23 protein-coding genes are annotated in these 24401 nt (G+C 48.9%); 2 read left to right on the plus strand and 21 right to left on the minus strand.

Annotated elements, in window-relative coordinates; all coding sequences use genetic code 11:
* Nucleotides 1-17: 17 nt before the first annotated feature.
* The 10 genes from KE531_05225 to KE531_05270 all read right to left on the minus strand — a co-directional run bounded on the left by KE531_05225 (nt 18) and on the right by KE531_05270 (nt 7989).
* Nucleotides 18-1229 (minus strand): tyrosine-type recombinase/integrase, encoded by a 1212-nt coding sequence (locus KE531_05225; protein MBR9953028.1) that lies wholly within the window; start codon nt 1227-1229, stop codon nt 18-20.
* Nucleotides 1230-1313: 84 nt separating this feature from the next.
* Nucleotides 1314-1544, minus strand: a complete 231-nt coding sequence (locus tag KE531_05230) for a DNA-binding protein (GenBank protein MBR9953029.1) — start codon at nt 1542-1544, stop codon at nt 1314-1316.
* Nucleotides 1545-2134: 590 nt separating this feature from the next.
* Complete coding sequence (gene lnu(C) / locus KE531_05235) at nt 2135-2629, minus strand: lincosamide nucleotidyltransferase Lnu(C) (GenBank protein ID MBR9953030.1); 495 nt, start codon at nt 2627-2629, stop codon at nt 2135-2137.
* Nucleotides 2630-2652: 23 nt separating this feature from the next.
* Nucleotides 2653-3690, minus strand: a complete 1038-nt coding sequence (locus tag KE531_05240) for an IS1595-like element ISSag10 family transposase (GenBank protein ID MBR9953031.1) — start codon at nt 3688-3690, stop codon at nt 2653-2655.
* A 57-nt stretch (nt 3691-3747) separates the two neighbouring features.
* Nucleotides 3748-4224: an RNA polymerase subunit sigma-70 gene (locus tag KE531_05245; protein ID MBR9953032.1), complete on the minus strand. Its 477-nt coding sequence runs from the start codon at nt 4222-4224 to the stop codon at nt 3748-3750.
* Between the two features lie 167 nt (nt 4225-4391).
* Nucleotides 4392-5219, minus strand: coding sequence for an undecaprenyl-diphosphate phosphatase (locus KE531_05250; GenBank protein ID MBR9953033.1), 828 nt, complete (start codon nt 5217-5219; stop codon nt 4392-4394).
* Complete coding sequence (locus KE531_05255; GenBank protein ID MBR9953034.1) at nt 5219-5968, minus strand: ABC transporter permease; 750 nt, start codon at nt 5966-5968, stop codon at nt 5219-5221. Before KE531_05255 ends, KE531_05250 begins: the two co-directional genes overlap by 1 nt.
* The gene (locus KE531_05260) at nt 5961-6878 is read right to left on the minus strand and encodes an ATP-binding cassette domain-containing protein (protein MBR9953035.1); all 918 of its coding nucleotides are present in this window, start codon (nt 6876-6878) and stop codon (nt 5961-5963) included. The genes KE531_05255 and KE531_05260 overlap by 8 nt, the downstream gene beginning before the upstream one ends.
* Nucleotides 6879-7058: 180 nt before the next feature.
* Nucleotides 7059-7673, minus strand: coding sequence for a helix-turn-helix transcriptional regulator (locus KE531_05265; protein MBR9953036.1), 615 nt, complete (start codon nt 7671-7673; stop codon nt 7059-7061).
* The gene (locus tag KE531_05270; protein ID MBR9953037.1) at nt 7663-7989 is read right to left on the minus strand and encodes a DNA-binding protein; all 327 of its coding nucleotides are present in this window, start codon (nt 7987-7989) and stop codon (nt 7663-7665) included. The genes KE531_05265 and KE531_05270 overlap by 11 nt, the downstream gene beginning before the upstream one ends.
* Nucleotides 7990-8025: 36 nt before the next feature.
* On the opposite strand from KE531_05270, the gene KE531_05275 reads away from it, so the two are divergent.
* Nucleotides 8026-8379, plus strand: coding sequence for a helix-turn-helix domain-containing protein (locus KE531_05275; GenBank protein ID MBR9953038.1), 354 nt, complete (start codon nt 8026-8028; stop codon nt 8377-8379).
* A gap of 80 nt (nt 8380-8459) precedes the next feature.
* Here the strand turns inward: KE531_05275 and KE531_05280 are convergent, their stop codons facing one another.
* From KE531_05280 to KE531_05305, 6 genes are all read right to left on the minus strand, one after another.
* The gene (locus KE531_05280; GenBank protein MBR9953039.1) at nt 8460-8756 is read right to left on the minus strand and encodes a hypothetical protein; all 297 of its coding nucleotides are present in this window, start codon (nt 8754-8756) and stop codon (nt 8460-8462) included.
* Between the two features lie 284 nt (nt 8757-9040).
* Nucleotides 9041-10456: a relaxase/mobilization nuclease domain-containing protein gene (locus KE531_05285; GenBank protein ID MBR9953040.1), complete on the minus strand. Its 1416-nt coding sequence runs from the start codon at nt 10454-10456 to the stop codon at nt 9041-9043.
* A gap of 55 nt (nt 10457-10511) precedes the next feature.
* Nucleotides 10512-10844, minus strand: coding sequence for a hypothetical protein (locus KE531_05290; protein ID MBR9953041.1), 333 nt, complete (start codon nt 10842-10844; stop codon nt 10512-10514).
* Nucleotides 10841-11695: a nucleotidyl transferase AbiEii/AbiGii toxin family protein gene (locus tag KE531_05295; GenBank protein ID MBR9953042.1), complete on the minus strand. Its 855-nt coding sequence runs from the start codon at nt 11693-11695 to the stop codon at nt 10841-10843. Before KE531_05295 ends, KE531_05290 begins: the two co-directional genes overlap by 4 nt.
* On the minus strand, nt 11692-12285 hold the full coding sequence (locus KE531_05300) for a type IV toxin-antitoxin system AbiEi family antitoxin domain-containing protein (GenBank protein MBR9953043.1): 594 nt from the start codon (nt 12283-12285) through the stop codon (nt 11692-11694). Before KE531_05300 ends, KE531_05295 begins: the two co-directional genes overlap by 4 nt.
* 136 nt (nt 12286-12421) lie before the next feature.
* Nucleotides 12422-12859: a hypothetical protein gene (locus KE531_05305; protein ID MBR9953044.1), complete on the minus strand. Its 438-nt coding sequence runs from the start codon at nt 12857-12859 to the stop codon at nt 12422-12424.
* 120 nt (nt 12860-12979) lie between these two features.
* Between KE531_05305 and KE531_05310 the strand changes: the two genes are divergently transcribed.
* Nucleotides 12980-13219 (plus strand): helix-turn-helix transcriptional regulator, encoded by a 240-nt coding sequence (locus KE531_05310; protein ID MBR9953045.1) that lies wholly within the window; start codon nt 12980-12982, stop codon nt 13217-13219.
* A 33-nt stretch (nt 13220-13252) separates the two neighbouring features.
* On the opposite strand, the gene KE531_05315 is transcribed toward KE531_05310, so the two are convergent.
* The 5 genes from KE531_05315 to KE531_05335 form a co-directional block, all read right to left on the minus strand.
* A complete protein-coding gene (locus KE531_05315; protein ID MBR9953046.1) occupies nt 13253-13564 on the minus strand; it encodes a succinate dehydrogenase in 312 nt (103 codons plus the stop codon).
* Complete coding sequence (locus tag KE531_05320) at nt 13561-13866, minus strand: hypothetical protein (protein ID MBR9953047.1); 306 nt, start codon at nt 13864-13866, stop codon at nt 13561-13563. The genes KE531_05315 and KE531_05320 overlap by 4 nt, the downstream gene beginning before the upstream one ends.
* Before the next feature lie 152 nt (nt 13867-14018).
* Nucleotides 14019-14363 carry a plasmid mobilization relaxosome protein MobC gene (gene mobC / locus KE531_05325; protein MBR9953048.1) on the minus strand — a complete coding sequence of 115 codons (345 nt, stop codon included), beginning with the start codon at nt 14361-14363 and terminating at the stop codon, nt 14019-14021.
* A complete protein-coding gene (locus KE531_05330) occupies nt 14360-15166 on the minus strand; it encodes a DUF3849 domain-containing protein (protein ID MBR9953049.1) in 807 nt (268 codons plus the stop codon). Before KE531_05330 ends, mobC begins: the two co-directional genes overlap by 4 nt.
* Before the next feature lies 1 nt (nt 15167).
* Complete coding sequence (locus KE531_05335) at nt 15168-24338, minus strand: DEAD/DEAH box helicase family protein (protein ID MBR9953050.1); 9171 nt, start codon at nt 24336-24338, stop codon at nt 15168-15170.
* Nucleotides 24339-24401: the final 63 nt, after the last annotated feature.

Here is a 24401-nt window from a genome sequence, read left to right on the forward strand (position 1 = left end):
TCTGAATTGTTCGGAACTTACACAGCGTCCCATAAGTCAAAGGCACAGCCCATTGCTTTGACAAGATCATCCGGCCTGTTGTATTTGACCTTTGCGTAAATGTCCATCGTGATTTTGCTGCTTTCATGGCCCGCCAAATATTGTACCGTTTTGGGGTCCACCGAAGAATGAATCAGATTGGTGATGTAGGTGTGCCGCAGCTGATGCGGTGTCACTTCAAAATCCAGGCTATATACCACATGGCCGTTATTCCTGGCTTTTTCTCCAAGTTTCGGGTAAAGCATATATTTTACATACTTTCCGTCCACAAGTTTTCTGGCCATTCTCGGCTTTGCAGTCCGCGTCACAATATACTGCCACAGCCGCTTAAACTGTGTATAGGATAGCGGATCACCGTCCCGATTGGCAATCACATAATCCGAAGTGGATTTTTTCTTTGCATCTTTCAGACATTCAACCAGACAGACCGGGAGAGGAATGTTTCTTTGTGCCGCTTTGGTCTTTAGCTCGGTAAGAATGACCGGCCTGTTATGTTCTGTGTGCCATGCCCGCCGTACCGTTAAGTACGGAGCCTCTGCATCCAGATACACAGAATCCCATTGCAGCGCCAGGATTTCTTCCCGGCGCAGACCGGCATATAAACCGATCATCACAAATACATAGGGCGGCAAATCCCGGATCGTGTCCAAAAGCCGCTCAACCTGTTCATCCGTCAATGCCTGTCTTTCTTCCTGGGGAACTCCTCCCTTTGCATCCAGGTATATGGTCGGGTCCTCGTCAATCACATGGCTCTCCTTGGCCGCCCGGAAAATGGACTTGCAGAGAATCACCACAGACTTATAAACCGAAGCCGACTTCTTGGAAACAGGTACGAGGGCAAGTTGGATGTCATCCAGGGATACATCAGCCATTCTCTTGTCTCCCAGCCCTCCAATAATGTGCCGCCGCACCTTAGAGGTATAATCTGTCAAGGTGGTGGCCCGAACATGGACGGACTGCATCAGCAGCCACTTCTCACAGTACTCAGCAACCGTAGGCGATCTTCGACGAAACGTAGTACTGTCAATCTGCTCTAACGCCTCCAGTTCCTTGTCATAAAGCTTTTCGGGCGTCTTTGCATAAAGCGCCACTCTGTTTCCATCCGAATCTTCGACTCTGGTTCTATAATATTCAATGCCGTTAAGCACGACCGTACCATATTGAGGAATTGCCCTTTTTCTTTTTGCCAATTCCGTCACCTCCTAAGAATAATGTCCAGCGCTGTACCTTTGTTTTATCAGACATATTAGGTTCCAGCAAGGATACGGAACAGCTCAAGCTCGGACACTTCGCAGCTTGCGGTATGTAGCGCTTTTTTCCACTGGCTTTGCACGATGGGTGCATTTTGCGATATACTCCTGAAGGCCAGCATCTGTAAAGTACACGCAACCATTTTGCACATACTGAACATAGGAAATTAGCCCACTGTTTCGAGCTGCATCCAAAGTGGCAATGCTAATCCCCAGTAATTTGGCAGCCTCTTTCCGCGAAATCAATTTTTCCATAGGTGGTCCCCCTTTCTGTCAAAGATGTGGTTGTTGCTTTCAAAATCACATGAATGCGCTGGCAACCGAAGCTGCCAGCGCATGGTATCTGACTTTGAAAAATTTACTCGCCACATTTGCCACGCACCCCTGGCGATGGGGACATTCCGGTCTCCGCTGGCGCGGCTGTCATAACTCCACAGCGTCGTTTTACTCGTGCGCCGCAGAGTTCCCCCCAAGTCTTTAGGAGGCCGTGAGGAAGTATCTTTAACCCCTATGCAGTCATCGCGCCCTGAAATGCCACTTTCGGGTATCAGGCTGACGTGGATCGCTCGGAACAGTCCTATTCATCACCTCCTGGGGCTGTCCATCTTCGCGGCGTGCCTGATTCGCTCGTACATAGGTTATGTACCGGAAATGCCGTCTATGAAATTGTCAAGCTCCACATTGGGAGAATGTTCTTCCCTCAATGGGTAGGCACTGATACGCTTCATTTGTTAAGTGTTATTCAAAAATTTTTTTATTTTTTTGGCTATGTCACAACAAACAGTTGATAAATAGCCATTTTTATAGGGGAGTATCAGAACTCCCCTATAAACTGTTATTTGCAGTTATCTATACTCATTTGGAATTTCGATATGAAGTGTCTCACACAATAACTTCACATCATGTGCATCATTTTCATCAAACTCGTATCCCAGATGGAACATTACTTGACTATATGGTTCAATACAGGAAACCTCTATTTCCTCAATTCTTCCTTTACCCGAAAAAGTTTCTACCGGAAAACAATCCCCATCATAAAGAATTTCACCTTCGTCCGTATATTCAAAACAATGCAAATCAATAATTCTGTTTTTCAAATCTTCCCATACAGTATGGTTCAATGTTGTATATTCCATCTTAATCTCATAAAAGCCATTAGCTTTCATTATTTCTATAAAGTTCTGATAATCGTTCTTTTCTACAAAAATGTCAATATCATTATGGGCTCTTGACTGATATCCAAGAAGAGCATCTACACCCCAGCCACCATCAAGAAAGACTTTAATCTCCGCATCTATTGCAAATTGAAGAATCTGTTTTACATCTGTTATATTGACCATCTTATCATCTCCACAAATTCTAATTAGGCGACCAGAGGAACTGCTGGTCTGTTTGATAAATCTCTGCATTTAGCAGTTTTCAATGTTGCCAAAACGAAAGTTAAGAAGATGTTCCTTTTCTCCATGTCGCTTTCTTTGGCGTAATTTACAAGGTTATTCCACACAAGATAGTTGTTCAGATACTTGGTAGAAACACCGTTAAAGCCACGCATAAACCTCTTTAGCTGGCTATGGTAGCTATTGATATGTTGGATATTATAAATGCCTTTCTTGGCTTTGCCAGTCTTTAACTGCACAAGGTCAATGCTATTGGCATTTGTAAATCTCACATAGGAGTTCATCTTGTCCGTAACAAGAGTGGAATTGGTCTTAATCCTACCATCATAAATATGATGTAAATCTCTTGTAGAAACTCTACCAGTATTCGTAATCTTGGAGATAGACAAGCCATTCCTATTAACCGCACAAGGAACACATACCTTTTCTTGGGACAAGCCTCTGATATGTGTAGAATGACCACGCTTATGAGCCTTGCGTGGCATAGCAAATGTCTTACTCTTGCTATGATTGCCCTTGTACGAGATGGCGAAAAAAGTTTCGTCAGCCTCAATAATGCCGTCAAGGGTAACATCGTCTGCCATATTCTGAAGTGCATCCAAAATCTTGTGTCTCCAAAGGAATGCGGTGTTTCTGTGAATCCCACAAGCAACAGCAGTCTTACGAATGGATAAGCCATTCATCATACAATCAATGTACTGCTCCCACACGGACAAGTCTTTTCTTGTACCAGACACAATGGAGTTCGTAGCAATCACGAAGGACTTGCCACAATCCTTACATACATATCGCTGTGTGCCATCTTTACGATGACCATTGCGAACCACATGGATACAGCCACAAAGAGGGCATACACGACCATTTGCAAAGCGTTCCTTTGCTACGAAATCTTCAATATTCAAAGACTTTACAAAGGCAGGACTTAAAAGCATTGTTTTAAGGCTTTCCTGCTCTGCGACAGTCAACTTACCGATAATATCTAATGCGTCTTTGATAGTAGGCATATCCAATTACCTCCTTCGGTGGTACTGTTTCTTACTATTATTATACGCTATTTCTCGTCAAAAATCAACCATTTGTTGTGACAGAGCCATTTTTTTAAATCTTTGTGCAACAGCACTTCTGGAACAATGCCAAAGACGTGCTACATCAATTTGACGATAACCATCCACAAAAAGTAATGTCAATAGCTCCAAATCTTTCTTCGACAGCTTCTTCAATCTCAACAGTAGTTGTTCGTTTTCCACCGAAGCCAACCATCCATATCGCGTTTGATCAATCTTATCAACATCCCATTGATAAGATAACGATGCAAACTTTCGGAACAGCTGTGATTGACCACATACTTCATCATATTGTTCACAAGGTATTGGTTGCGTATGGTTTTGAAAAACCCTTTGACTGCAAAACCATGCCCAGTCATATTCTTTCATGGCAGCAATCTGTTCTTCGCTCATCCCTGCATCACAATACTCAACTTCTAAACGCTTCCATCTACTATCAAACTTCTTTTTCTCATATCCATAATTAAATCCCATTATTAACCTCCTGTAGATTCAATTTGCAAAATTCACCATGCAAACTAAAATCAGGAGGAGATCGACAACGAGAATCTCTGGGTTGTTTTCCATCCCCAGAAACAAAAATGCCAGCTGATCTTAAGGACCAACTGGCATTTTTATTCGCGCACAAAGAAAACGCATTATTAAGATTTTATAAGTACAACAAGTATACCAAGCACAATTCGATACCAACCAAACACCTTAAAATCATGTTTTTTGATAAAGTTCATTAGGAATTTAATTACTAAGACAGATACCGCAAATGCCACAGCCATACCGAGAACAAGAGCGAGCAGTTCTGCACTTGTAAATTCAAACCCGAATTTTAACAGCTTAAAAGCACTTGCTCCAAGCATAGTAGGTACTGCGAGGAAAAAAGTAAACTCTGCTGCTGCCACTCGTGAAACTCCTATGAGTAAAGCACCTATAATCGTTGCTCCCGACCGTGATGTGCCGGGTATAAGTGATAACACTTGAAATGCCCCTATCAAGATTGCTGTTTTATAGCTGATGTCAGAAAGTGCCATAGTAGTAGGAGTACGCTTTTTATTCCAATTTTCTATGAGAATGAATAACAAACCATAAAAGATTAACATGATTGAAATCACAATGGGGGTTTGGAGGTAAGCATCCAAATAATCATCAAATAGAATCCCCATAATAGCTGACGGTACACAAGCTACCGCAACCTTGAACCACAACGAGAAAGTATCCTTTTTAACAATTGACTGTGCTTTGTTCTTAAATTGAAAGGGAAACATCTTGTTCCAAAACATTACAACCACTGCGAGTATAGCTCCAAGTTGAATAACAACAAAAAACATTTCTTTAAATGCTTCGCTCATATTAAGTGTGATAAATTCGTCCACAAGAATCATATGTCCTGTGCTGCTGATAGGTAGCCACTCAGTAATACCCTCAACAATTCCAAGAAAAATAACTTTTAAAATTTCTATAAAATCAAGTACCATTATTTCAAATCCTCCTTTTTAAAATGATGAAAGGTCATAAGAAAACCAACTGCTGATACAAGAATAATAATAGATACAGACAGCAGTGTAGGATAGCCGGTACTCTGAAGTTTACCCTGCACCAAGAAATAGGTGGCTGTCCACGGATACAACGCTCCCCATTCTTGATTTGAAAGTGCGGCACTTCCCATGACAATCACGGCAGAGCCAATCATCGGGGCGACAAATCCTTTTGTTTTCATAGCAACAAACACAAAAGGAGAAACTGTTAAAAACATCAGGATACTGCCAAACAAAAACTTGGGGAGCCATACTATTGCCACTAGTAAGCTATATCCCTCCAATGTAAAGACAGCGTCATATAGCCCACAAACGATAAATATACCTGCCCATGTTACAAGGGTTAGCATAACAATCCAAAGAAGCAGGGTGCAAAATTTTCCAATTAATAGTTTTGTCCTTGAAATGGGTATGGGCAATATGGTTTTGAGGGTGCTTTCTGTGTACTCTCTGCTAAACAAGTAAGCTGCAATTGCCACATATATCATAATGTTTACCAGCAGCATGATATACAGTACACTGTCGCTGTATATGTCAGACAAGGTAAAGATAATCTCCGGCTTATCAAAATGTGTTTGCAAGGCTTCTATTAACATCAAAAGTGGGGTAGATAATACCCCTGCCACACTAATTAGCACCATTTTTGAACGCTTTAGTTTTAATAATTCACAAGAAATAAGATTAAGCAATACCGCCACCTCCAATCAGTTTAGAAAAGTAGTCCTCTAAGTTTTCCTCACTATCATTTATCCTTGTCACGAGCAGTCCATTTCGTGCAAATTCTCGATTGATTTCTCCAACACTTTGGCTAAAGTCATAAATTCTCACCGTACCGTCCTGCACTGTAAAATCCGTCATGTGGTAGTGGTTTTCTAAAATCTTTCCGGCTATCTCACTGTCAGATAAATCAAATTGAATGTATTTTCGATTCCTTTTGTGAAGCTCGGATATATTCACTTCCTCTACTAAATGCCCCTCGTGCATAACGCCGATAATATCTGCTATCTGTTCAATCTCGCTTAAAACATGGCTTGAGATAAAAATGGTAATGCCATGATTGTGACTAAGTTCAGATAAAAATGAGCGTATTTCAACTATTCCAATGGGGTCAAGTCCGTTAATCGGTTCGTCAAGTATTAAAAGCTCCGGCTCGTGCATAATGGCGGCGGCAATACCAAGCCGTTGCTTCATTCCGAGGGAATAATCGGAAAAGACTTTTCTTTTCTCCTTATGCAGCCCCACAACTTCAAGAGCTTTTTCTACTCCACTTTTAGATACTCCCCCTCGCAGTTTAGCGAGAATTTGCAAATTCTCATACCCTGTTAAATTACTGTAAAATCCCGGTGTTTCGATAATAGAGCCTACTTTGCTATAAAGGGTATGGATATTTTCCTTATAGTTTGTGCCAAACAAGCGTACCGTTCCCTCCGTTGGGAAAGCAAGCTGCAACATCATTTTCATTGCTGTGGTTTTGCCTGCTCCGTTTCTGCCGAGCAAACCATAAATTTTGCCCTTTGGCACATGAAGATTTACCTTATCGACAACGGTGGCTGTTCCGTATCGCTTCGTAAGATTTTCTGTTTCAATGATATAATCCATATTTGATTCTCCTTTCCGTGGGTTGCTGTTCTTGTTTTCGCTGACCACAATCTTATTATCCACGAGTATTGCATAGAAGCCAAGAAATCTACCGTCACAATGCCGACACAATAGATGTCAGCACGAAAAAAGCTCCGACACTTATCGTGTCAGAGCCTATTTTAAAGGGTTTATGGCATTTTACTTTGTTTGGGTTTGCTTTATCCAGACAAATATTTTAGCAACAAATAGCAGAAACATAAGGGCGGTTACATAGGGTTGTCTTGCCGCAGCGAAGAAGCAGATAAAAAGCGTACTCAGCACGAGAGAGCATTTTGTGATTATGTTGCTCCATGATTCCTTTTCAAAACAAACACACATCAGTTTCGCTATCCCAAGTGCAATCAAAACAATAAAAACAATCCAATAGATTGCAAGATATATTGGGGTAGTGTCTGTAAATGAAAGTAGATTGACAGAATAAATATATCCGTCAACAAGGTTACCATACAACGGCAAAAGTATAAAAGTAACCGCCATCATATCTAATATTCCATAAATGAAACTGTAAATTTTTTTCAAGTTGGAACGATTTTCAGTTTCGGCAAGTGTAATCAGTTCTTCGCCCGATAGCAGTTCATCTATGGTCACAGAAAAGAATTTAGAAATACACTTGAGCGACTCAATGTTAGGGTAACCCTTGCCGCTTTCCCATTTTGAAATGGCTGTTCTTGATACATATAATTGCTCCGCAAGTTGTTCCTGCGTTAAGTTCTTTCCAGTCCTAAGCTGTTGTAGCTTTTCATTAAATTCCATGATTCTCCTCCTGTTTGTTCCTTGTTTTCATACGTCCATCAACGGGTTTTTCTGCATCTTTTGGTATCATCCATGCACGACCAAATTTTTCAGTTCCGTCAATGCGATTTTCCTCACATAATTTTTGTATCCGTCTTTCCGATATGCCCCATTTTTCAGAAGCGGCTTTCACAGAAATGTAATTCATAATATCAACTTCCTTTCGCAAAGAGTATATAATTATTATATACGGAATGACGAATAATAGCAAGTTTCTCTCCACTAATACGAAATTATACACTACTAAACATAAAATCATACTTCGTTCAAATATCATCACCCGAAATGTACAATGATATAGGATGATATTAAAATGTACCAAGATGAAAGAAAACTTGATTTTAAGCCGTTAGGTATAGCGATAAAAAAAGCTCGGGAAGCAAAAGGGTGGACACAGGAATATCTTGCCCAACTGGTAGACCTTACGCCACGCTCTATTATGTATATAGAGAACAGGGGGCAGCACCCAAGGCTTAACAAATTTTATCTCATTACTACCTTGCTTGACATCTCTGTAGACCAGTTCTTTTTTCCATGCAATGAAGATGGCGACAACAATCGCCGCAAACAAGTTGATGTACTGTTGAATGATATGGAAGAAAAGGAGCTTATCGTGATGGAAGCTACGGCTCAAGGCTTGAAAAAGGCAAGAGAAACTGCGGAATAATTAACGCTGTTTTCGTAAGCCAAGCCAACTGAAAAAAGTGCGACACCTACACAGGCTATCGCACTTTTTAGGTTATTTTTTTATTCTCCACACAAATCATAAAGCTGTTCACATCGGTTTTGAATATCTAAGATTTCTGTTTCGGTTAAACTCCTGCGGTTATGAGTAAGTTGTTGCTCTAAAAAATCACGATAGCCATCAAGTAAGGCATCCCGTAAAAGCTCGGGGGCTTTGCAATGTTCCACACCAAACCATTGCTCATCTTTTTCATCCCAAATCATAACGGTGTATCCTCGCTTAGTGTTCACCACCTCCAAAACACTATCTTTATTTAGGTAATCGTTGAATACTTCTAAAACCTTTTCAAAGGTCATCATTTTATCAGCCCTTTCATATTTTAGGTGCTTATATGTAAGTAGTTTATATACTTATTACGACTATGATAATAAAAGTAAATCATCGTGTAAAGGATACGGATATTGTTTGCGAACAAAAGTGGCAAGCAATGCCGGTGTTAATACACTCGGCCCACAGAGGGAAAAATCCTGACGTGATTTCCCCCTCTGCTTTGCTTGTTGAGGGCAGCGCCCCCAAGCCCCTTTGAACGCAGAATTTCATTCTGCGGCTACGCGTCCGATGGACGCTTATGACCATGACCGGCTTACCGCTGGCCGTGGTCTTTTTCTTGTTCTTTTTTCTGTTCCTCATCCATTTTCAGCAGCCGATCCACATTGGCCTTTGCCGTCAAAAGTTCCCGCATTTCCTCACGGGAACGCCGGTACTCGGCGTAGGTTTTCTTCTTTTCCTCCAGCAGTTTGGCATACTCAGATTGCAGGTCTTTGACCTTGGGCAGCTTCTTCACTCCCATCTCATCAAAGGCATTTTTTGCCGCCTGATGGAGCAGAATTTCTTGCTCATGTTCCTCCCGAAATTTTCGGGAATAACCGGCCTTGCGATAGGCAACATAGGTCTCGCGGGTCTTGGCATAATTAACGATATGGGTACGCAGGACGGCGATCTCTGCCATGCGTTTCTCCGTCGCCTTAATCTGCGCTGACAGCTCATTGTGATGGGCGGTAGCCGCCACCGCTTTTTCTTCCAGCTCTGTATAGTCCAGTAGGTGATGTTCGGTAAGAAAATTCACGGTCTGCGCCATCTGTTTTAAGTTAAAAACCTTGGCCCAGCGTGCATATCCAGCACCTTTCCCGGCCTGCAATTTTGCCTGAATATCCACCAGCAAATTGACCTTGGGTGGCTCCGGCTGCACGGTGGATTTCTTGCGGGGCGTGTGCTGCTTTTCTCCAGCCAGCACCGCACGGATTTCTGTTTCGCTGTACCCGGCTCCCAGCTTGTCATCCATACGGGCTACATTCTTCCAGCCGGGAGCTTTAAGGCGGATTGCTTTCCCGCGCCGAGATACCTCGCAGCCCATCTCGGAAAGCAGTTGCAGAAGTGTGTCAAAGTCTGCTGGCTTTTGCTCCAGCGCCCGGTCAATCATCACCCGTAGCTGTTCCCGATGGGAGGGCTTGGCTTGTTCGCCCAGCCACTTGTTGTAGCTTTTTCCGTGGGGCTTGGGGTTCTCCACAATGGATAGTCCGTTCTCGATACAAATGGTGTCACTTAAACGTCGAACAGCTCTGGTGCTTCCCCAAAAGTTACGGAACTTCCGGTCACAATCCATATTGACCGCCGACCAGATGATGTGATTATGAATATGCGATTTGTCGATGTGGGTGCAGACCACAAAGGAATGATTGCCTTTGGTGAACCGCCTGGCAAATTCTATGCCCAGCCGGTTGGCTTCCTCCGGTGTGATCTCTCCGGGCCTGAACGACTGGCGCACATGGTAGGCGATCACATCATCTGTACCGCGCACTCGTCCGGTGGCGGCAATATACTGCCGCTTTGCCAACAGAAACTCTGCATCAGCAGTGCGGCTGTCACATCCATAGCTGGTAATCAATTTTCCGTTGTCGGTCTTTTGGGGATTTGCCACATAGTCAATAATATCGCTGATGGCACGGCTCTCAGTCCGACCCTTGCCGATATGCAGCGGCATGATGCGTGTGGTTGCCATAAGGGAGACCTCCTTTCCAAAAAAGAAACGGCCTGCATGGTGCAGACCGCTTTTGTTATTCTATTAAATCGTCCTCATCGAGAAAATCAAAATTGTCCTCGATGTCCTCTAACCGCTTCGGAGGAAACCTCATCTCGTATTGTTCTTTTGCCAGCGCACGAACTTCCCGGCGCTTATCTTTCATTCGGTTCTTCAGCCAGGAAATCTGCTCCTTTGATAATCTCCATGGGAGATTCAGCAAGCGGTTTATTGTCATTTGCTCCGCTTGCTTCTCCGGCGGCAAAGAAGCACAGGATTTACAGACGTGCGCCGCATGACCTTTGCCGGAAAATTTTTCATTAGCCTTATATTCTCCGCAGACTTTACAATAATGGCCGTGCTTCTTCATAGGCTCGATTCCTTTTCACTGAGAGCGTATAAACTGCGCACCGCCCCCATGATGATGTTCCACTCCAGATCTGCCGCATAGGAAAATTTTTTGCGGTACGATTCCCAAAGTTTCTGCATAACCGAGCTGTTCTCCACTTCCTCAAAAACTTCGGCAGCTTCTGCAAGATGTCGTTCTGTCCCGCGTTTGTGAGCAGTGGCCCGCAGCGCATCATGGAGAATCTGAGGGTCCAATGTATTCCCATGCAGCTGTTCCAGAATATAAATGTCATAGAAATCTCTCATGCGGGTGTTGGTGGTAGTTCTGGTAATGATCGTTTCCAGCTTTTCGGCCAGAACCGTTTCCAGATTGTACGCCCAAATATCAATGGAGCGATCTTCCAGCATCAGCTTGAAAGAGTAGCGGATCTCCCTGGGGGTAATGGCATCCCCTGTGGAAATGTCAATCTTCAAAGGCGTCACCACACCGTCAAAGGTTGTAGTCATATTTACGCGAATCCCCGGATATTCCGCCTCATCCATAATCTCCGAAATACTTTTCAGCTGGAATTTGACGCCATCATCAAGCGGGACACTCACAATAGCGGAAATCAAATTCTCTATGTCCTCCACATTGACATTGGCTCCTTTTACAGTAGCGTCCAAATCCATCGTGGAACGGGCATCCAGACCAACCATAGCCGCTACCAGCATACCGCCTTTCAGAATAAATTTGTCACGATATTCAGAAAGGGAGATACGCTCCAGAAAACGCTCCATCATGTAGTTCCGCATCAAGAGCTGGGCGTCCGCAGATTTTTTTCTGGAAAGATTGCGGATCAGATCCTTCAACTGCCTTGCTGTTTTTATCATAAAAGCACCTCCAAATACTGCCGCAGAATTTTTTCTACCCGGAACATACCGGCATACCGCATCAATGTCCGCAGGTCTTTGTCTTTTCTTCTGGCATACATCTTTAATGCCCCTTGAAAAGTCTGCATCTCCATGTTGTTCCTGCTGCGGAGCAGGTCGCAGATGGTGCGCTCCAGGTCATAGACAGGAACTGTATGCCCAAATGGTGTCTGAGCCGTTGTCAGGCCCACCCCATGCAGTTCCGCCTTAATGGTGAATACCTGTACGCCCTCTGCTTTCAGCTTGGAGGGATTATATCCGGTCTTGACTGTGACCGTATATTCCAGCGGCTCGCGGTCTGTCAGATCGTGAAAAAATAAAGCTGTCTCATGGGAAAACACTGCCTGTTCGACCCGCAGATGAAGTAAGTACATGGCATCGACCCAGGCATCCTTGGAAAGATAAATTCCATGCGCGACCCGCTCCAATTCCCGTGAGTGCACATAATCATAAAAAACAGGCTTAGAAATACCAGCAGATACTACTTGAGCTGTTCGCAGCATCCCATCCTGTGTTTCCAGCAGCTGATCCAGCTGTTCAAATTGTCCCACCGTACCACTTCCTTTCACACTAATATTATAAGCAATATTAGTTCAAAAGTAAAGTGATGAAAATTCGGCATAATTTTACCGACAGCTTAACGTTCAACAGTTTTGGAAATATGAAGTGGCAGCAAAATAGACAACCTCAGCTGCCCATTTCATCACGATATGAAATAATCTGCTTCTTTTTCTGTTTGGCACACCGTAACGTTGTGGCTGCTCCGCCCCAATCATGGAGAACATAGGCCACCACTACATCGGCGGACTCTACCATCCAGCGATTTCTATGAGAAATCGAAAAACGGCGCGGTACGTTTTCCAGCGGTGGATACACGGTACTGTCATAGCCAGAAACATCCCGGCCAGTGTTCAAATATGCCAATACAAGAACCAGCTCGATTTGCGGATACTTTTTCTTTTGTTCCCGTAAAATAGACGCTGCTAAACTGTCGAACTCTCCATATCCTCCAAGATAAAAAGTTGTTGCTCCTTGCTCAATTAGGTCTTGTGTTACATTGCGAAGCCAATTCGCAATATTGTCTGCCTTTGTGATTTGCGAATGGCCACAAAAAGTTACGTTCATACGATGGCACCCCTATTACCATCATACTGCAAATAGCTCTATTAGTACAGGTACAGGGACCAATTTTAGCAAAACTGCCCATATACTAAATATAGTACAGTCACAGGGGCGGTGTATAGAATGAAGCTAAACGAGGCGGTAAGCAAACGTCTGTTAGAATTACTAGATGAAAGAAAAATGACACAATATCAACTGTATATGAAAAGCGGTGTTCCCAAGTCTACGATTGGAAATGTCATCAACTGCTCGTATGATTCGGTTAAGCTACGGATCATTCATGAGATGTGCCAAGGAATGGGGATTGGGATAGATACCTTTTTTGCATCGCCGCTTTTTCAAGAAGATAACCTAGAACCATAAAACCTCCGACGAAATTCGTCGGAGGTTTTCATATTATCCATAAACCAAATCTTGAATGATAAACTTCAAGTCCTGTACCTTGCCCAGTAGCCAGATTGCAGCCATTGGCAAACCATAGGGACTAATGAGAAATGCTATCACCAGCAGGATAATGCCGTTTTGCAAGGAGTAAGTAATCAGAACTGCCACACCCAGCAGGGCAACCACCATGCTGATAAGCCCCAGCACCAAACCGGAGACATAGACAATCCCCACACAAATCCAGACGAACAGGGTCAGCGACAGAATCACCGGAGCCATTAAAATCTTCAACGGCAGTTTCAGAATGAACCAGATCGCCCTCATTTTTCTTCCTCCTTCCATCGTTCCCGAAAGCTCTGACAGAGAATTTCTGCCTGTCTTTCATCTTCTTCCGTCACTTCTCGGCATCCTTTGGTTAGCCGCAGTTCCTCATAGCTGCGATAATCAGATAACAGCACCTCGAATAGTTCGTCCGGTGTCCGGCTGAGAAGTCCATCCACACAGTAGCGGGAATCTCCATTCCATGTGACGCGGAGATAACCTTCTCGACAAGGGAGGACTTCTTCCTCTAGATCACAGTCCAAATACTCACGAAAAATCTCCAACACCTTCTCAAAGGTTTTCATCTATTCTCAACTCCTTTGCGGCAATCTGTTTTCTACCCATATTATCCTTCCAACATTTCAAAAAGACAAGGATATGGGCAAAAGAAAAAACGGAGGAAGGCGCGGCGAAAAGAACGCCGTTCCTCCCTCCGCAGTTGGGGCATATATCCCTGTTACGAAAGCCTGGAAAGCTGGGTTAGGATTTCTTTCACGCCCTCCCATAACTGCTCCTGCCGTTGGGCTATATCCTCCAGGTCAGCATCATAAATCCGCCCCGTTTCATGTACCCGTCGGGTGAGCTGGTTCAGGTTATTGCTGCTTCGGCGCAACAGGGATACCAGTTCCTTCAGCTCCGGCAAGTCCAGCTGTACCACATAGCCGTCCACAGCCATCTTCCGCAGATAGGCGCTCAGGTTTTTTGTTCCGAACTGTGCCATTTTCTGCTGGATCGCTTCCATCTCCGCATCGGAAACCCAAAACAGGACCGGCACATCCCGTTTACGCTTTTTGGCGCTCATCGTTCCGGCTCCTGTTTCTTCGATAAAGCAGGCTTGTGGGTGGTAGGCTCCTGTTTGAGCTTTTGCAAGACAGAGCCTTTCTCCGGTTCCTGAAGCGTTTTTCGTGCCTGCCGTGTAAACAGATCGGTCAGACCAAGATTGACCTCATCCACAACCAGATAAGCACAGTGGCGCGAAGTGCCGCTGTCCTCCGGCATGGGAATGGTCTTTGCCCAGGCTTTGTTGTCACGGGAAACGCGACCGTCGCTGTCCTTATGCTGGATGGTGTTGGCAAGGATGAACTGTACTCGTTCCGACCCGAACTTTTCCAGCACCGCCTTAACCGCAGACTCCGTATCCAGTCGGTTATCCGCATAGTGGGCGCTGATGGCGTGTTCAATGGCCTCTTTACAGTCAAAGTTTGCCTGATAAGAGCGGTTATATTGTGCCATCTCCCCATGCTGGGACGCATAGGCGGCAGAATGGAGATAGAGAGGGATGGACCGCTGTTCTTCCAAAACCTTACACACATCATCCGCTCGGTTTTCAATGCTGTCCCGGATCACATCCATGTAGCCGGTCTCCAGCTTCTCAAAGTGACGGTACACATCGGCCAGCGGTGTAGGCGAATCCAAAAGCGCCTGGGCCTGGGCATCGGTCAGCTCCAAGTCCTCCATCGCCATCACAATGTCCTCCCGGACGGTGTACTCATAGGTATGGTGCAGGATTTCCTCCGGGGGCTGGCTTTTCAGCCAGTCCCGGTATTTGTCCTGTTCAGCGGCCATCTTCTCATAAAGGGCCGTATTCAGATCGTTGGTATTCATGTTATCGCACCTCCTCATGTTGTTTCGGTTTCTTTTCAGGGCTACGGGGTGGCACCGGGCGCTTCAAGCTGTCCAGCACCGAAGGCCGTGCGCTCTTGGCAACCACAGTTTCCGGCTGGGCATGGCCCTTGCCGTCAATGTTCAGCAGCGTGTCCAGTTCCACCAGACGGGCGGACTTGACTCGCAGATCATCCTCAAAGGGAAACGGCTTTCCGATTTCCTCTTTGGCTGCGGCCTGCTGTTGGTAAAGGTTGTCCAGCTGGTTTTTCACGGCTTCCAAACGCTGAGGCATTTGAGCCAGTGCATTGTCGATACGGGTGAGGTTTCCGCGCGGGTCTGTGCCGAGGCTTGCCCGGTGGGTCATCTGGCCTTTCAACAGGAGCGTATATTCCTGTTTCCAAGCGGAAAACTCCACGGACATAGTAAAGCCCCGATAGCTGCCGATCTGCACCGGTTCGGAGCCTTTGACCTCCTTACAGGCGTCTAGCAAGGCTGCACCGGCGTTTTCTTTGTCAGTCAGCACATCGCCCCGGATCTCCATTCCAGCAAAGCCATCCTCCGGGTGAGGATGGGCGGCCAGGGTCTCCAGATCCGCTTCAAAGCCTTTAATAAACCCCTTGTTAGTTTCGATTTCCTGGGGGAAGTATTTGAGCAACTGATCCTCCAGGCGGTACTGCTTGCTCTGATGGTCAGCTTTCATCAGCTTCAGACGCGCAACCTCCACATCCAAATCCATGCGCTCCTTGATACGGGGGTCTCCGGCGCACAGGGCCTTGATCTCGGCAAAGGACAGCGCCGTTTCGTCCACATCATCGCAGGAGCGGACCGGGCTTTTGCTGGTCATGATTTGCGAAATGAATTTCTGTTTGTTCTCCACCGTCTGCCACAGGTAGGCATCGAAAGTTCCCTCGGTAACATAGCGGTACACATGGACCAGCGGATTCTGGTTGCCCTGGCGCTCGATACGGCCCTTGCGCTGGGCAAGGTCTCCCGGACGCCACGGACAATCCAGGTCATGGAGCGCCACAAGCCGGTCCTGCACATTGGTGCCAGCGCCCATTTTGGAGGTGCTGCCCAGCAGGACGCGCACCTGCCCAGTGCGAACCTTGGAAAACAGTTCTTTCTTCTGCACCTCGGTCTTGGCTTCGTGGATAAAAGCAATCTGCTCGGCGGGCATTCCCTGGGCGATGAGCTTCTGGCGGATGTCCTCATAGATGGTAAAGGCAGGCTCAGGCTCATCCAACGGCACAGCCTGTTCCAGCGCATGAAGTGTGGGATTATCCAGCTGTTTGGCTGCCTTTTTGGAGGGGGCTGCCTGGGGCGTGGAAATGTCGCAGAATACCAGCTGGGTCAGCTTGTCAGCCTCGCCGTCCCGCCAGATCTGCATGATATTACCCACACACTGATTGACCTTGGTGCCGGGTTCATCCGGCAGCAGCTGGTTGATGATACGCTGGTCCAGACCCAGCTTGCGGCCATCGCCGGTAATCTTGAGCATATTGTCCTCTGAGGGGTCAACGCTGCCGCTGTGTACCCTGGAGGCGCGCTCGGAGAGAACCTGCACCATCTCTTTTTGGTGTTCAGTAGGCTGGGCCACGATGTTGTGGTATTCCACCTCCGGGGTGGGCAAGTTCAGCTGATCGGCGGTTTTGATGTCGGCAACTTCACGGAACAAGTTCATCAGCTCCGGGAGGTTGAAAAACTTGCTGAATCTCGTTCTTGCCCGGTAGCCGGTGCCTTCCGGTGCCAGCTCCAGCGCCGTGACGGTTTCTCCGAAGCGGCTGGCCCAGCAGTCGAAGTGGGTCATGTTCAGCTCTTGCAGGCGGTCATACTGGAGATACCGCTGCATGGTGTAAAGTTCGGTCATGCTGTTCGATACGGGGGTGCCAGTGGCGAAAATCACACCACGGTTTCCGGTCAGTTCATCCATATAGCGACACTTTGCAAACATATCGCTGGACTTTTGGGCATCGCTTGTGGAGAGACCTGCCACATTCCGCATCTTGGTGTATAAAAACAGGTTTTTATAGTTATGCGCCTCATCGACGAACAGGCGGTCCACACCCAACTGCTCGAATGTTACCACATCGTCCTTGCGGCTCTCGGCCTGCAATTTCTCCAGCCGGGCTTCCAGGGACTTCTTGGTGCGTTCCAACTGCTTGACCGTGAAACGCTCACCGCCGCTGTACTTCACCTCGGCAATGCCCTCGGTGATCTCGTCGATCTGCTCCTGAAGGAGCCGTTCCTGACGCTCTCGGCTGATGGGGATTTTCTCAAACTGGCTGTGTCCCATGATGATGGCGTCATAATCGCCGGTGGCAATGCGGGCGCAGAACTTCTTGCGGTTGTGGGTCTCAAAGTCCTTTTTGGTGGTGACAAGAATGTTGGCGGAAGGATAGAGCCGCAGAAACTCCGACGCCCATTGTTCGGTCAGATGGTTCGGCACCACAAAGAGGGATTTCTGACACAAGCCCAGGCGCTTACTCTCCATGGCGGCAGCCACCATTTCAAAGGTTTTGCCAGCGCCTACCTCGTGTGCCAGCAGCGTATTGCCGCCGTACAGCACATGAGCGATAGCGTTTTTCTGGTGTTCCCGCAAGGTGATGGCCGGGTTCATACCACCGAAAGTAATGTGTCCGCCGTCGTATTCACGGGGACGGGTGGAGTTCATTTCCTCATTGTACTGGCGGACCAGAGCTTGGCGGCGGTCCGGGTCTTTCCAAATCCAGTCTTTGAAAGCGTCCCGGATCGCTTGCTGCTTTTGGGCGGCCAGGGTGGTCTCTTTGGCATTCAACACCCGGCGCTCTTTGCCGTCTGCATCCTCTATGGTGTCGTAGATACGGACATCCCGCAGGTTCAGGCTGTCCTCCAGAATCTTGTAGGCATTGGCACGGCTGGTTCCGTAGGTGGTATAGGCTGCCACATTGTTCTGGCTTACAGAGCTTTTGCCGGTGATCTGCCACTCAGCGGTGAAAGAAGAATAGTTGACCTCGATATTGCGCTGGAGATAAAACGGCGTGTCGAAGGTCTCATACATAAACTGCTGGATGTACTCTTTGTCGATCCAGGTAGCGCCCAGGCGCACCTCAATCTCCGACGCATCCAGGTCTTTGGGCTGGGCAGCGGTAAGGGCCTCCACATTGACTGCAAAGGAAGGGTCCTGCTGTGCGGCCCGCTGTGCCTGACGCAGCTTGCGCCGCACATTGCCGGACAGGTATTCGTCGGCTGTTACATAATGGGGAGTGCCGTCTTTCTCCAACTGCCCAGGTACACGGAAGATCACGCCTTTTAGCTCGGCGGCCAGTTCGTCGCCGGTCTTGCCGGTCAACTCCGCCATATACGCCATATCGACAAAGGCTTTTTCGGAAATTGATACGGCCAGAGCTTCACTTGCGGTATCCACAGTGTCCACCGCCTTGTGGGGCTTGATGGTGCGCTTGGTGAACATATCCGCCTTGCGCTCCAGCTTGCCGTCCTCGTCAATGACTTCCAGCGCGCAGAGCAGATAGTAGCTGGAATCATCAGCAAAGGCCAGCCGGTTCGCCCGGTCATTGATAAGACCATATTTTGCAGAGAAGCTGTCATAGAGCCGGTTCAGTTCGGCCTGTTTGTCCTGGATGGCGCTGTCCGGTGTGGCGGCGTCCATTTGCAGATCAATGAGCTGCTGGACACATTCTCGCAGACCCACCAGTCCTTTCACACGGGCTTCGGCGGTGGCATTCAGGTCAGGCCGTACCATACAGCTGTTTTCACGGTAATACACATCGCCGTCCACAACGGTGTAGGAGTAATTTTTCACATTGGGGTCAGCAGGGATAGAAGTGTCGATGGCTTCGCCCTCGCCCAGCTCCGGCAGCTCGGCCTCCTGGTAGGTGCCGCGAATGTACTTCACGGCATCATGCAGCTGATCGGCAAGCTCCAGCCCCTCGATGGGGTTCACGGTGTAGTCCATGCCGTGGGCGGTGCTTTCCGGTTCCTGTCGGCCCAGCACCATTTCCGGGTGGTCCAGGAAATAGCGGTTGATGGCAAAGCCGTCCTCGGTCTGCCCGGTCTGCGTCCACTCCGGCACGATGTCCAACGGACGGTCACGCTTTTGCAGGAAGATGATGTCCGAAACGACCTCGGCACCTGCGTTCTTTTTGAAAGCGTCATTGGGCAGACGGATGGCCCCCAGCAGTTCGGCGCGCTGAGCAAGATACCGGCGCACGGTGGAATCCTTGGCGTCCATCGTGTAGCGGCTGGTGACAAAGGCCACCACGCCACCGGGACGAACCTGATCCAGAGCCTTGGCGAAAAAGTAGTTGTGAATGCTGAAATTCAGCTTGTCATAGGCTTTATCCCGAACCTGATACTGGCCAAACGGTACATTACCCACCGCCAGATCGTAGAAATCCCGCCTGTCGGTGGTCTCAAACCCTGCCACGGTGATGTCGGCCTTGGGGTAGAGCTGCTGGGCAATACGCCCGCTGATGGAATCCAGCTCCACGCCGTAAAGACGGCTGTTTCGCATTTCCTCCGGCAGCATACCGAAGAAATTGCCTACACCACAGGACGGCTCCAGGATGTTGCCGGTCTCAAATCCCATGCGGCCCACAGCCTCGTAAATCGCTTTGATGACCGTAGGGCTGGTGTAGTGCGCGTTGAGGGTGGAACCTCTGGCAGCAGCGTATTCCTCCGGGGTCAGCAGTTCCTTCAGCTGGGCATATTCCTTGCTCCAGCTTTCCTTGTCGGGGTCAAAGGCATCGGCAAGGCCGCCCCAGCCCACATACCGGGAAAGGATTTTCTGCTGTTCCGGCGTTGCCTGCTCGGTGGTTTCCTCCAGGTATTTCAGCAGCTTGATTGCCTCGACATTGGCCTGGAACTTAGCCTTGGGACCGCCTTCGCCCAGGTGATCGTCAGTGATACGGAAATTCTCGGCGGTGCGACGCAGATTGGCCTTGTATTCCTCATAAGAGGCTTCCTCGGCAGCTTTGACATTGGGGAAGGTCTGCCACTCGCCGTTTACCTGAATGGAAACGGGGTGTTCGTCCAGTACCTCATCCAGAGTCTTTTCCGGCTCGACAGCAGGCGTGGGCGGCTCCGGCTCATTGGTTCGCAGGGTCTGAACAACCACATCATAGGGCAGATTGTTCTTATCGCCCGGATAGACAGCCACAGTCTCGGCTTGGAAGGCCGGGGTTTCGGCAGCCGGTTCGGGGCGTTCCTGCTCAAAACCGTCCAACTGACGGGCATACATCCCGCGCAGCAAAGGCGCAACCTCGCTCCACTGGAAGAACAGCATGGCCAGACGCTTTTCATCTGCATCCAGCACTTCCAGCTCGATACCTTCCGGCATCGTGCGGTAATCGGCGGTCTCGCCGGTCTCCAGCTCCATCGTTTCCACGATGTTGGGATAGGCCCGGCTCAGCCACAAGGCTACCTCCTGGTTACTCTTGCCGTTGCGAAGAAGCTCGGAAAGCTCCGCCTTGTCCGCCTCACCAATCAGGCCATGGGCCAGCACATCCCGAAGGTCCTGGTCCACCGTATCCAGATTTGCAGGCAGGAATTCGGTATAGAAGTCGTTGCGGTTATCCTCCCGCAAAAGCTGCTCAAACCGTTCCCGGCTCTCAGCCCGGTAGATGGGATAGCTCATGCCGGTGGGCAGCAGCTGCACCGTGTCATCCCGCAGCTCTGTGATCTGATGGGGCCGGTCATCCAGATAGACAATATCACCCACATTGTAAGGAGGAACCGCTGGATCGTAGGAGGTTCGCTCCCGGAGTGTGCCACGAGCCGCAGCGTATTCCTCATCTGAAACCAGAACACGCAAATTATGGGGAGAAGGCTGTTCCGGCTCATCTGCCGGGACGCTCTCTCTGGATATGGCCTCCACATCCGCCATAACACGCTGGATGAATGGGTCATTATCCAGTTTTTCCTCATCCACCAGTTCACCATTCACAATGCCGCGCTCGGCCAAAGCCTCCCGAATGGCGATGGGGTCGATGTTGTCGAACCGGTCCTGTTCCGCTTCGGTGTAGAACCGGTCCTCCTTGATAAGCTGAGCGATCCGGCGCTGTACCTTGGGCCAGGGCAGCACCGTTCCTTCGGGGCTTTCCGGGCGAACCGAAAACGGGGTTTTGCCATCGCCGCCGTCAAACTCATGGGCCAGCCATGCAGCGGTATCTTTTTCCCGCCCATGTTTCTCCATGTAACGGACAACGGCGTGTTTACTTTCGATTTTGCCGTTCCAGTCCTGGATAGCCTTGTCGATGTCATTGTCCGTGAGAGGGTGCAGCAGCTCATGGAGCTTGGGATAGGTCTCGTCGATGATTTCTCGATGAAGGCGCTGGCGGAACTCCGGTGTGTCGGAATAGAGGCGGAGCAGCTCCATGTTGCCAGATCCCAGGACAGCACGGCGAATAGCGGCATTGCCCTCGATCACGGCGTTCTCATGGTCACTGTGACCGCAGGCATTGCGATATGGCACATCTTCCATAACAGCGGCAAGTACAATGGGCTTGTATTGCTCATGCAGTTCTCGAATCGTAGGGGCTGCGGCTGCTTCGGTCTCCTGAAATACTCTGGTCCCGTCTGCGCCAAACTCCGCTTCCTGGGCATTGATGTGCTGTTCCGCCTCATGGTCGATAGAGGGCATGGAATACTCCTGCCGCTCCCTGCCGCCCTTCGGGACAGCGGAAATGGTCACATCATGCTTATCCCGCAGCTGTTCCACAACCTGCTCCAGCCGGTTTGCCGGAAAGCCGCACATTTCCACACGGCCACCGCCGGGGATAGCGCGGGTCGTGAGATTGAGGTCCAGTTCCGCAGCAGCAGTTTTGGCGTCCTCACCGTACAGCTCAAAAAAATCCCCCATTTGGTAGAGGATTATATCATCCGGGTGGCGCTCCTTGACGCCGTTGTATTCCCACACAGCCGGGTCCGGCTGCTGGGCTTGCAGGGCATCTTCTTCCGCCAGGGCCTTTTCTGCCTGGATTTTGTCATACTCCGCCTGTTCCTGTTCTGTGAGATAGCGTCCCTTCTGGATCAGGTCGGTAATCCGTTTGGCGACTTTCTCCCAGGTGAAATGCACATCCGGGCAGCCGTCTTTTTTGTAGTGCAGACCTTTTCCGTCGTGGCTTTCATCGCTTTTCATTGCACCGGACAGGGCATGGGAGTGACCGCCAATACCATACTTATGTTTGAGAAAATCCACCTTTTCCTTATCCGTATGGGGTTCCTGGAAAAAGGTGAAAACTCGGCCCTTACCGCCCTCAAATCCGCTGCCTCTGGTCATGGCGGCGTCGATCTCGTCCTCAGAGATAAACTGCTTGACCGAAGGTACTTCCGTCAACTGAGAGGTAAAGGTGGTGCGAGGCAAGGACAGATCTTGCAGGTTCTCCCAAATTTCTTTGGGTTTATGGTAGTGGAAGCGCAGCAAATCCCGATCCTGCTGGTAGGCCGTCCAGAAGGCAGCATATTCTTCCGCAAGGTTCTGGCGAAACTCCGGGCTTTTCAGCTGTTCGGTGAGCCATGCAGATTCCTCCGGGAAACCGCGCCCCGGATTGTTGGAAAGGATGGGCAGATACCCAGCTTCTCTGGCTTCCTCGCTGAAATCGTGGTACAGATTCCAGAACTTTTCCGCGAGGAGGGAGCGTTCATAGCCCGCAGCCTCAGCCAGCTCCACATTGGTGGCAAACTGGCCGTCCTGCAAAAGCTGGCCGATACGCTCAGCGGCACTCTCCCAGGAAATGACCTGGGCGGACTTATCGTAACGGGCAGTTTTGCCGTGGGAAAGATGGATTCCATCCTCGGCATACCATGCAGTGATGCTGCCAATCCCGTTGCCGCCATGGTACAGGGTTTTCAGGGTGTCTGCGATCTCGGTGGTGGACTTCTGCTCCTCAAAGGCCGCGACAATGCGCTCTCTCTGGCGATAGGTGTTGCCGCCCAGCCGCAGCACATGGTCGATGTCAGCCTGGGCAAAAGAAAAAGCAGAGGATGTTTTCACATTCTCTGCTTCATCTATGATTCTGATTTGTTCTGCTTCGGAGAGGAAGAAACTCAGCTGTGAATAAGCTCCGCCATCAGAATCTCCTCGGCCTGTGCTTTGCAGGTGTTCATCAGGCCCACCCAGCGCATCGGGTCGCTGGCTTTCAGCTGCTCCGTCGCGCCCGCGTCTTTCGCCAGCTGGGGCATCATCTGCTCCAGACGGCTCTGCGCTGTCTCGTCGATCTCGATGAGGTGCGGGTACAGCTTCTCGGTCAGCAGCAGCTGATTGTAAATCAGGGGCCGGTGTTCCTTCAGGTACGCTTTCCGCATCCTGCCGTACTTGCCCAGGGGCTTCTCCGGCTGTTCGGTCAGCTTCAGGTCGGGAATCTGATAATCTCCGTTCATCGTGTAAGTCAGGCTGTTCTCCATGTGTAACGCTCCTTTCCGCGAGTTGCTCGCGCTCATAGATCTGGATGGTGACGCCGATCTGCCGCAAAACCTGCTGGTTAATCTGGCTGACCGCCGCGCCCAACGCCCCAACCGTGGCCGGGGTATTGAAATCGAAAATCGGCATGAAGTCCTCATGCTGGAAATATTGTTCCGTATCCAGCCCACAGCGAGACATCAGGGCATAGGCGATACTGACGGTGGCGGCGGACTTAAATTGGACTTCGATGTTGTAATCATCGTACTCCGCCAGGAACGAACCGTCAACGATATAGCGGAAATCTCTCTGATGATCGTCCCAATACTCACTCGCCAGCTTTCCGGCTACATCCGTGAGCTGCTGGGCGAGATTGTCACCGGCAACGCCGTAGTTTTGCTCCAGCATGGCCGACACAGGCCCAATGTGCTGTTCTTCCAGCTGCCACAACCAGGGTGTACGGGAATGTTCACGGGTGCCGGTATCGGAAATATCGAACACATAGCGCAGGCGAAGCTTGTCGCCGGAATCGTCCACCAGGGCAATACCCTTGGAGCCACGGCGCACATACCGTCCCATTTTTTCATTCCACAGGTCATACTCGGCGCAGGCGGTGGCATCCGGGCGCTGGGCGTAAATCATCATTTGCTCGTGGAATGGGTATTTATAAAGGCGGGCGGCGGTGGTGAGAAAAGCCGTCCACTCCTTCCAGCTGCCTACAAGCTGGGTCGATACCTGTTCGGCCATCTGCCGGTAAAATTCAGCTTTGGATGGCATGGTTTTCTGTCCTCCCTTCATGTTGAATAGAAATGGGACGGCATATCAGGCCGTCCCATCAGG

The sequence above is a fragment of the Eubacteriaceae bacterium Marseille-Q4139 genome (genome assembly GCA_018223415.1).
Classification (GTDB): domain Bacteria; phylum Bacillota; class Clostridia; order Lachnospirales; family Lachnospiraceae; genus CABSIM01.